The sequence below is a fragment of the Accumulibacter sp. genome (genome assembly GCF_032229525.1).
Taxonomy (GTDB): Bacteria; Pseudomonadota; Gammaproteobacteria; order Burkholderiales; family Rhodocyclaceae; genus Accumulibacter.
Genome location: NZ_JAVTWB010000068.1, coordinates 1 through 9,378, shown reverse-complemented (window position 1 = coordinate 9,378; position 9,378 = coordinate 1). Strand labels below are relative to the sequence as shown.

Here is a 9,378-nt window from a genome sequence, read left to right as displayed (position 1 = left end):
CACCTGTGGTGCCATCCGGAAGGCCGGCGATTCGACCTGCTCCGGCTTCCAGCTGCGTAGAGCCCAGATGAACAGGCCGATCAGGAAAAAGGCGGAGGGTGGCAACAGCAGCAGCCCGTTCGGCATATACCAGCCGCCGTCGGCGACCGTCGGCAGTACCCGGAAACCGATCAGCGTGCCGCTGCCGAAGAGCTCGCGGGTGATACCCAGGGCAACGAGCAGCGCGCTGTAACCAAGCCCGTTGCCGATGCCATCCAGGAAAGACGGCCATGGCGGGTTCTGCATGGCAAAGGCTTCGGCGCGGCCCATGACGATGCAGTTGGTGATGATCAGCCCGACGAACACCGACAGCTGCTTGGCCAACTCGAAGGCGACCGCACGCAGAACCTGATCGACGACGATGACCAGAGAGGCAATGATGACCACCTGCACGATCATGCGGATAGACCCGGGGATCTGGCGGCGGAGCAGCGAGATGAAGAGGTTCGAGAAGGCGGTCACCAGGGTCAGCGCCACGGACATGACGAGCGCCGTCTTGAGGTTTGCCGTCACCGCCAGCGCCGAGCAGATACCGAGGATCTGCAAGGCGATCGGGTTGTTGTCGAAGACCGGGGCGAAAAGTACGGCGAGCCCGCGCGGCTTTGCCGAAGTGCTGGTGTTCACAATTCAACTCCCTCTTGTTGCAGACGTTTCAGATAGGGGCCGTAGCCCTGCGGGCCGAGCCAGAAGCGAATCATGTTGTTGATGCCATTGCTGGTCAGCGTTGCGCCAGCCAGCGCGTCGACGCGCCACCTCGCATCCTGGTTATCGCCACTGGCCTTGCCGACGCGCAGCCGCAGCTGCCCGTCGCTATCGAACAGGCGCTTGCCTGGCCAAAGCGCCTTCCAGCGCGGGTTGTCCACTTCTCCGCCCAAGCCCGGCGTTTCGGCGTGCTGATAAAAGCGCAGCCCGAGGACCGTATTGAGGTCGGCGTCGACAGCGAGAAAGCCGTACAGGGTCGACCACAGGCCATAGCCGCGCACGGGCAGGATCAGCGCTTCGACGCGCTCGCCCTTCATTAGCTTATAGACCACCGCGTAGCGCTCGCGCCGCTGAATCCCGGCGATGTCCTCGCTGCGCAACAGCGCCCGTGAGAGCGCCGGGTCGGTGGCCGCGCGGGCGCCCTCCCAGGTCAGTGGGTCGAAGTTATCGTGGCCTGGTGGAGAGGCGATGTAAGCGCCGGAGTCCAGATCGACGAGGCGCGGCGTGATGCGGTCACGAAAGCGCTCACCGACCTCGGTGGCCGACAGTACGCGATCGTGCAGACCGACGATCGCCAGCAAGTGACGCTCGCGGTCGACGCGGCGATTCTCCAGCTGCATCGACTTCAAACCCACCGCCGTCCCGGCGACGACCATTGAACAGACCAGGCTGACCAGCAGCGCGATGCGCAGCACGGCGAGCGGCGTTTCCCTAAGGGCAGGCATCACGTTGCTCCCGGCGACGGATGTTGGCGCGCACGACGGCGTAGTCGATCAGCGGCGCACACAGGTTGGCGAACAGGATAGCGAGCATGATTCCCTCCGGAAAGGCGGGATTGACGACCCGTATCAGGACCGCCATCACGCCGATCAGGGCACCGAAGATCGACTTGCCGGTGTTGGTCATGGCTGCAGAAACCGGGTCCGTGGCCATGAAGAACATGCCGAAAGCGAAGCCGCCAATCACCAGATGCCAGTACCAGGGCATGGCGAACATCGGGTTGTCGGACGAGCCAATGAGGTTGAGCAGCGAACTCATCGCCACCATGCCCAGGAAGACACCGAGCACGATGCGCCAGGATGCGACGCCGCTGGCAACGAGCAGGCCGCCGCCAACGAGAATCAGCAGCGTGCTGGTTTCGCCGATCGAACCGGGAATCACCCCGAGGAAAGCCGCCGACCAGCTGTAGCCAGCAGCACTGATGCCGTCGGCACCCGACTGCGCGGCGATGGCCAGTGGTGTGGCGCCGGCGTAACCATCGATCACCGTCCACACCGCGTCGCCGGACGACTGTGCCGGGTAGGCGAAGTAAAGAAAGGCGCGGCCAGTGAGGGCCGGATTGAGGAAGTTCTTGCCGGTACCGCCGAAAACCTCTTTGCCGATGACAACGCCAAAGCTGATGCCTAACGCCACCTGCCAGAGAGGGATCGAAGGCGGCAGGGTCAGCGCGAAGAGCACCGAGGTGACGAAGAAGCCCTCGTTGACCTCGTGCCGGCGGATGGTCGCGAAGAGCACCTCCCAGAAGCCGCCGACAATGAAAGTGACTGCGTAGACAGGGAGAAACCACGCCGCACCGTGGATCAGGTTGTCCCATGCCGACGACGGGTCGAAGCCGGCCATCAGGCCGATCAGCGACAGCCGCCAGCCGTCTTGCGCCGCCAGCAGCGCTGGCTGTGCCGCCAGGGTCTGGTTGGCCTGGAAGCCGATGTTCCACATGCCGAAGAAAAGCGCTGGCAGTGTGCAAGCCCAGGTCATGATCATGATGCGCTTGAGGTCGATACCATCGCGCACGTGGGCCGTGGTGCGCGTCACCGAAGCCGGCCGGTAGAAGAAGGTATCGATGGCTTCGTAGAGCGCGTACCACTTTTCGTGGCGCGCGCCGGGCACGACATGCGGTTCGATACGGTCGAGCAGCTCGCGCAGTCGCATCCCTCAGCCCTCCTTGGCGATACGCGTCAGAACATCGCGCAGAATGGGACCGTATTCGTACTTGCCAGGGCAGACGTAGGTGCACAAGGCGAGGTCCTCTTCGTCGAGTTCCAGGCAGCCGAGATTCTGTGCCATTTCGGTATCACCGACGATCAGCGCGCGCAGCAGTTGCGTGGGCAGGATGTCCAGCGGCATGACCGCCTCGTAGCTGCCGACCGGCACCATGGCCCGTGGACTGCCCTGGGTACTCGTGGTCAACGCCAGCGGGCGACGGCCAAACAAGCTGGAGGTGAAGACGCGCAGGGCCGAATGCTTGTTCACCCCGGCTCGCAGGTAGTGCATGAACTCGCGGTCGTCGCCCTCCGGCAGCACGCTGACCTGCAGATGCAGGCTGCCGAGAAAGGCGTTCGGCGCACTGACCGCGCGCCCACCGAGCAGTGAACCCGAGACGATGCGCTGGCGGCCGGGGTGGAGCGAGCCGGCCGTCAGCGCCAGCAGATCGGCGCCGGGCAAGGTGCGCAGCAGCCGTGGCGAAACGACCCCTGGTCCGGCCAGCGAGACGATTCGTTCGCACCACGGGCGACCGCTGGCGAACAAGCGGCCAATGGCAATGCAGCTCTGGTAGTGCAGATGCCAGACCGTGCGCGTGGCGCTTGCCGGATCGAGATAATGGATATGCGTTCCAGGCAGCCCTGCCGGATGTGGGCCAGCAAAAGTCGCGCAGTGCACGTTGGCGAGTCCGGCCGCGGCCTCGGCGGCTGGCGAAAGCCCGTCGCCCGCCGCCGGGACGGCGACGAAAACCCGTGCCAGCCGAGACAAGACTACGATGCCGCGGCGAAAATCATCGGCATGCGCGGCAATAATCAATGCCGGATCGGCTGCCAGCGGGTGTGTGTCGAGCGCGGTCACAAAGATGGAACGTGGCGTCGCGTCGGCCGCCGGCAGCAGGCTGTAGGGACGCGTCCGCAGCGCTGTCCATAGCCCCGAGGTCAAAAGCTGAGCGCGCACGACGGCCGCATCGAGCACGGCCAGTTCAGCGTCTTCGCGCGCTGGACCCAACGCCGGTCCGTCGCTTGCGCTGGCATCGGTCGCCAGCACCAAGGCCTGAAAAACACGTTGTGCGCCGCGCCGGATCTCCGCTATGGTGGCCGCGCATGGTGCGGTGAACACCACTCCCGGGCGATCCTTGTCCGAGAACAGCACCTGCCCGGCTTCTACCCGCTCACCCTCGCGAACTGCCAGAGAAGGTCGAAGGCCGTGGCAATCGGCACCAAGCAAAGCCACTGCAGGCGGAAAGAAAACAGCACCAGGGATTTGCTGCGCTGGCTCGCCCGCGACGGGTATTTCCAGTCCCCGCCGAATTGTCGTGATCGCTTGTCGCATGGTTCTATCTATGGTCCCCCGGCGAACCGGGCGACAAAAATATTTTCACCACCCCGACCGTTCGAGTATGCCGGTGTTCCCACAAGCACCTGTAGGCATTGCCCGATGGTCAGCTCATGGAGTCGAAAGCGGATCCCGATCAGCACTCCGGGCTCCTGCCATGGAGCGCTTGATCGAAGCCGTGACGGGCGTCTTTCTTGCCCATTTTGCTGTTCAGTCAATCAGGCTTCAGCCACCTGAACCTGCCCTGGAACGATCGGCGACAAGTGCTTCGCCTCGCGCACCTCGATGTGTGTCACCCGCTGCAGTTCAAGCCCCCAGCGACTCATGGCCTGCGATACAAGAATCGCTTCTCCCGAGTTGAGGCTACCGTCCGCATTGACGATGTCGACGATCGCGGTCAAGGCTTTTTTCTGCAGCTCAGGCGACTGAATGTCGTCCAGCAGGTGATCAACCAATTGCAGGTCGAGCTCGATCTGTCCGATATTCGGTGCGCGGGCAGTTTGCAGCAGGTCATTGCAGAATTCATGTATGACTCGCTCAAGAGTCTCGGCGGGGAGGTCCAGATTCTTGCGAAGTTCGTGCCTTTCGAGTGCCTCGACTTCGCTGTGGTCAAGCGCGCCGTCAGCGAGCAGCGCGAGGGCGACGATCCGTGCCATGGCTTCCGTACTATCGATGGGATAATTCCGCATTCTTTTCTCCTTGTTGGGACGGTAATAAAAGTTTCTTCTGAGCACGCCAAGGACCGCTCTGGCCAGAACAAAGTTCCGACGTGCATGACGGCCGCGCCCGCCACGGAAGCCTTTCGCTGCTGACTGGCTGGTAGTGCGGCAAAATGGTCATGAAAGCCGGGCCATTGAGACACCTCTCACTGGAGCTGCAACCAGATCTCATTGCGGCGCAGGAACCACGGCGTGAATGGAGGGTTGTAGCGTGCCAGGACTGGCTCTCCGAGCCAGCCCACGCCTGCTGTACGCAAGGCCGCTTCGAGTTCGGCGAGGTGCTGATCGTAATTGGCCTGGGTCCAGAAGCCCGAGTAGCGAATCACCGCGACGGTGCTTGCTGGCACTTCGCGCAGTTGCACCCGCGCGTCGTCCGGTTCGGGCGCCAGGTCGAGCGTCACCTTGCTGGGCAATACGAACTGCACGCGATAGCCACCCGGGGCGGCGGCCTGGGTAACCGGCGTAGTCATTTCGAGTCGCATCGGCGCTGGCGCCTGGGTTACCGGTGCGGTCATGGCGAACTTCGTCGAGCCCTTGTTCTTGCCGAAGATGTAGCCGGCGAGAATCGGGAACGCTTCACCGCCTGCGTCCTCCGCTGACGCGTTGATGATCACCTCCGCTACCACGTACGGCGCGTAGCGTCGGACCTCGACTTCGCCGATCCGTCGCTCGATTTCATAGGAGGGTTCCTCGATGGCGCTCGACAGGCTTGGTGCGGCTGCGATGGCCAGGGAAAGCAAGAACTTACGCATGGGAGTCCGTCCAATAGGGGCAGCGACCGGACGCCGAGCGGCCGACCCGGAACATGCCGCGTTGATTGATGATGGGTACGCCACCTTGCAGCTCATCGCACCGGTCGCACGGACCGTGACAGAGCCGTACGGCGGCGCCGGTAAGCCTTCTCGAGCTCCATCGCCAGATAGATCGTCAATCCGACAGCAATGATCGGCAACCAGTCGAAGGCGGCAATCGGTGCGGTGTGGAACAGGCGGTTGAACAGTGGCAGGTAGGTAAATGCGAGCTGGGCGAGCATCATGGTGCCGATGCCGGCCCAGATCCACGGGTTGCTCAGCAAACCGAGGTGGAACATCGACCAGCGCAGCGAGCGACAGTTGAGCAGGTAGAAGGACTGCCCGACCGCAAACACATTGACCGCGATGGTACGCGCCTGCTCTTCAGTAGCGCCGCGTAGCAGGGCCCACTCGAACAGCCCGAAGGCGCCGACCAGGAGCATCACACCGACCATCGCGATACGCAGCGCCAGCTCGCCGTTCACGATCGGCGAGCCGGGAGCGCGTGGCGGACGGTTCATGAGATTCGGTTCCTTCGGTTCGAAGGCCAATGCCAGTCCGAGGAAGACCGCCGTGGTCATGTTGATCCACAGCGCCTGCACGGGCAGGACCGGCAGCGGTTGGGCGAGCAGTACCGCGACGACGATCACCAGTCCCTGGCCGGCGTTGGTCGCCAGGATCCAGGTGATGAACTTGGTCAGATTGTCGAAGACACCTCGTCCCTCTTCGACGGCGGCGGCGATGGTGGCGAAGTTATCGTCGGTGAGCACCATGTCCGCGGCTTCCTTGGCCACTTCGGTGCCGGTTATCCCCATCGCCACGCCGATATCTGCCCGACGCAAAGCGGGTGCGTCATTGACCCCGTCGCCGGTCATCGCCACCACCTCGCCGCGCGCTTGCAGCGCCTGCACGAGGCGCAGTTTCTGCTCGGGAGTGACGCGTGCAAACACCGCCGTATCGTTCGCCGCGGCGGTCAATTCGCTGTCGGAAAGCGTGGCCAGTTGCGTGCCGGTCAGTGCCGCCGGAGCCGTGCCTGAACCGGCGCGCTGATCGAGGCCAATCTGGCCGGCGATGGCGGCTGCGGTGACCGCATGGTCGCCGGTGATCATCTTTACGCGAATGCCGGCGTCGCGACACGCCGAGACCGCCCTGATCGCTTCCTCGCGTGGCGGGTCGATCATTCCCTGCAGGCCGACGAAGGTCATTTCCTCGGCCAGGTCCTGATGGTCGAGCGTCTCCTGATCGTTGCTCGCGGGCCGCTGCGCGAAAGCGAGCACGCGTAGCCCTGCCGCGGCCATTGCTTCCACCTGTGCCAGCACCACCTCGGGCTCGAGCGTCACCGTCTGCGCCCCGGCGTCCAGCGCGCCGCTGCAGCGCGCCAGGACGCTCTCCACCGAGCCCTTCAGGTAGATCATTCGCGACGTGCCGGCGTGCAGGCTTGCCATGTACTGATGCTGCGATTCGAAAGGCACCGCATCGAGGCGCGGCGCGCTGGCCAGGGCCTTCTGTGCATCCAGACCGGCCTTGCGCGCCGCCACCAGCAGCGCACCCTCGGTGGGGTCGCCCTCGACCTGCCAGTTGCCATCTTTTTCGCGCAGCAGCGAGTCGTTGCAGAGCAGGCCGGCGCGCAGCAGCGCCAGCAGGGCGGGATGATTGCCGGCGTCTACGGCCAGCCCTTGCTGCTGCAGGGTACCTTCAGGGCCATAACCCACGCCGGTCAGGTCGAAGTGAGCGCCCCCTGCGGACAGTTTCTGTACGGTCATCTCGTTGCGTGTCAGGGTGCCGGTCTTGTCCGAACAGATCACGGTCGTACTGCCCAGTGTCTCAACCGCCGGCAGGCGGCGGATGATCGCGTGCCGTTGCGCCATGCGCCCGACGCCGATGGCCAGGGTGATGGTGAGCACCGCCGGCAGGCCCTCCGGGATCATCGCCACCGCCAGTGCGACAGTCGCCATGAACATCGCCACCCAGGATTCCCCATGTGCAAGTCCGACCACGAAGGTGAAGGCTGCCAGGGCCAGGATAAGGTAGAGCAGATAATGGCTGAAGCGCCCGACCTGTCGCGTCAGCGGAGTATCAAGCTGCTGCGTGCTGGCGATCAGACCCGAGATGTTGCCGATCTCGGTGCCGTCACCAATGGCGGTGACCACTCCGGTCGCCGTGCCATACGTCACCAACGTCGAGGTATAGGCCATGTTGTGGCGATCGGCGAGCGCCGCGTCGTGGGCCAGTTCACCGGCCTGTTTGGCGACCGGAACCGATTCACCGGTCAGGGCGGACTCGTCGACCTGCAGGTCGCGGACCTGCAGCAGGCGCAGGTCCGCCGGAACTTTGTCGCCAGAAACCAGCATGACCAGATCGCCCGGAACAAGGTCACGAGCGTTGATCCGCTGTTTATTCCCAGCGCGCACTACCGTTGCCTCGGTGGTCAGCGCGCGCGACAGCGCAGCGAGGGCGTTCAAGGCCTTGTTTTCCTGGGCGAAGCCAAGAATAGCGTTGAGCAGGACCACGGCGAAAATTACAGCCGCATCGACATAGCCACCCAGGACCAGCTTGACCACGATCGCAGCCACCAGGATGTACACCAGCGCTTGGTTGAACTGTTGGAGAAAGCGCTGCAGAGGGCTCTTGCCCTTGGTAGGGGTCAGGGCGTTGGCACCGAATCGTTCCTGGCGCCCGGCGACTTCGAACTGATCGAGTCCGCCTTCGCCGTTGGTATCGAGCAGTTCGATCACCTCGCTTGCAGGTAAACGGTGCCAGTGATTTTCCAAGAGGTCTTGCAAGGTCTTTACTCCTATACGATGGGTTTTGCAGTCGCGCGGACGAGCCGAGCTCCTGGAACCACAGCCACTCACAGGATGCGCCCATGGTTGGAAGTAGGATGCTGTTTTTGTTGTCTAGGACAGAGCATAGACAAAAAGTTCAGAAGTCGCAAGCGAAGGCGGTTTTGGGTGATGGTCGAGCGCTTGAAGGCTCGACAGGCATCGGAAAGGAACTTCAGGCCGCATGCTCGCTTTGCGTCACCAGATCAAGCAGGCACGAACGATGCTTTGTGCGCGGCTGCGCGCTCGGCGCTATCAAATGCCAGGCTGCTGTAGTGAAGGCGACAAGCCAAAACTAGGAGTCGGGATCAGGAGTGTCGCGGCTATGGTGACGATTCAGATAGCAGTTGGCGGGCTCGCCCATTCGCCGACCCCGGTCAGCAAGGCTGAACAAGTTTTCTCACGCGGCAGGCGCGATGCTGCTTTGGTTCCTCATACGCCTCGCTCCCCCTCGACATCAGCGCCCTGGTTTTGGTTCTTCCGCTCACGGGGCCTTGTTGTTGGCCTCCACCGGCACCCTCGCTCTCCGACTCGTCAGATCCTGCTGGCAAGGTGGTGACGAACCAGGACCTAGCCCTCGGCGTCGCAGCGAGTTGATGGTCTTCAGTGTTCCGGCTTCAGGGGCTACGTCCTGAATTGATCGTGGACCGACTGACGCTACGCTACACACACTCACCGATCCAACCTCAAACCATCCGCCACGGTAACCAAGATCACTTCTGTGCAACAAACGGCCGCTCCCACAGCGCGGGATGTTGCGACGATTGGCCGCTTTGGAAAAAGTCGAACGGCCGGAGGGGGTCGGTGACAGCCGGCCACATCGCAATCCATGCCGCATACAACGCGCTGTTTTTGGCGCGCTGCAGCATGGCAAGAAGGCACCAGTCCCAGAATTTGATGCCCGGTCTTGCCGTGAGCCCCCAACATTTTTAATGCGCAGGCGTCCGGTCGTCGAGCTCACAAAGTCGCATCACGGGCAGCTCCGGCTAC

7 protein-coding genes are annotated in these 9,378 nt (G+C 63.3%); all 7 read right to left on the bottom strand.

Annotation, left to right across the window (positions count from 1 at the left end):
• The coding region (locus tag RUW20_RS04440) for an NADH:ubiquinone reductase (Na(+)-transporting) subunit D (RefSeq protein WP_313950990.1) at positions 1-663 on the bottom strand (663 nt) is incomplete at its 3' end.
• Positions 660-1,466, bottom strand: coding sequence for a Na(+)-translocating NADH-quinone reductase subunit C (locus tag RUW20_RS04435; RefSeq protein WP_313950989.1), 807 nt, complete (start codon positions 1,464-1,466; stop codon positions 660-662). The genes RUW20_RS04440 and RUW20_RS04435, both read right to left, overlap by 4 nt.
• On the bottom strand, positions 1,453-2,670 hold the full coding sequence (locus tag RUW20_RS04430) for an NADH:ubiquinone reductase (Na(+)-transporting) subunit B (protein ID WP_313950988.1): 1,218 nt from the start codon (positions 2,668-2,670) through the stop codon (positions 1,453-1,455). The genes RUW20_RS04435 and RUW20_RS04430 overlap by 14 nt, the downstream gene beginning before the upstream one ends.
• Before the next feature lie 3 nt (positions 2,671-2,673).
• Entirely contained in the window at positions 2,674-4,041 is a 1,368-nt protein-coding gene (locus RUW20_RS04425; protein ID WP_313950996.1) for a Na(+)-translocating NADH-quinone reductase subunit A, read from the bottom strand.
• 233 nt (positions 4,042-4,274) lie between these two features.
• Positions 4,275-4,745, bottom strand: coding sequence for a TerB family tellurite resistance protein (locus RUW20_RS04420; RefSeq protein ID WP_313950987.1), 471 nt, complete (start codon positions 4,743-4,745; stop codon positions 4,275-4,277).
• Positions 4,746-4,921: 176 nt separating this feature from the next.
• Positions 4,922-5,527: a heme-binding protein gene (locus RUW20_RS04415; protein WP_313950986.1), complete on the bottom strand. Its 606-nt coding sequence runs from the start codon at positions 5,525-5,527 to the stop codon at positions 4,922-4,924.
• Between the two features lie 92 nt (positions 5,528-5,619).
• Positions 5,620-8,349 (bottom strand): cation-transporting P-type ATPase, encoded by a 2,730-nt coding sequence (locus tag RUW20_RS04410; protein WP_313950985.1) that lies wholly within the window; start codon positions 8,347-8,349, stop codon positions 5,620-5,622.
• Positions 8,350-9,378 lie beyond the last annotated feature (1,029 nt).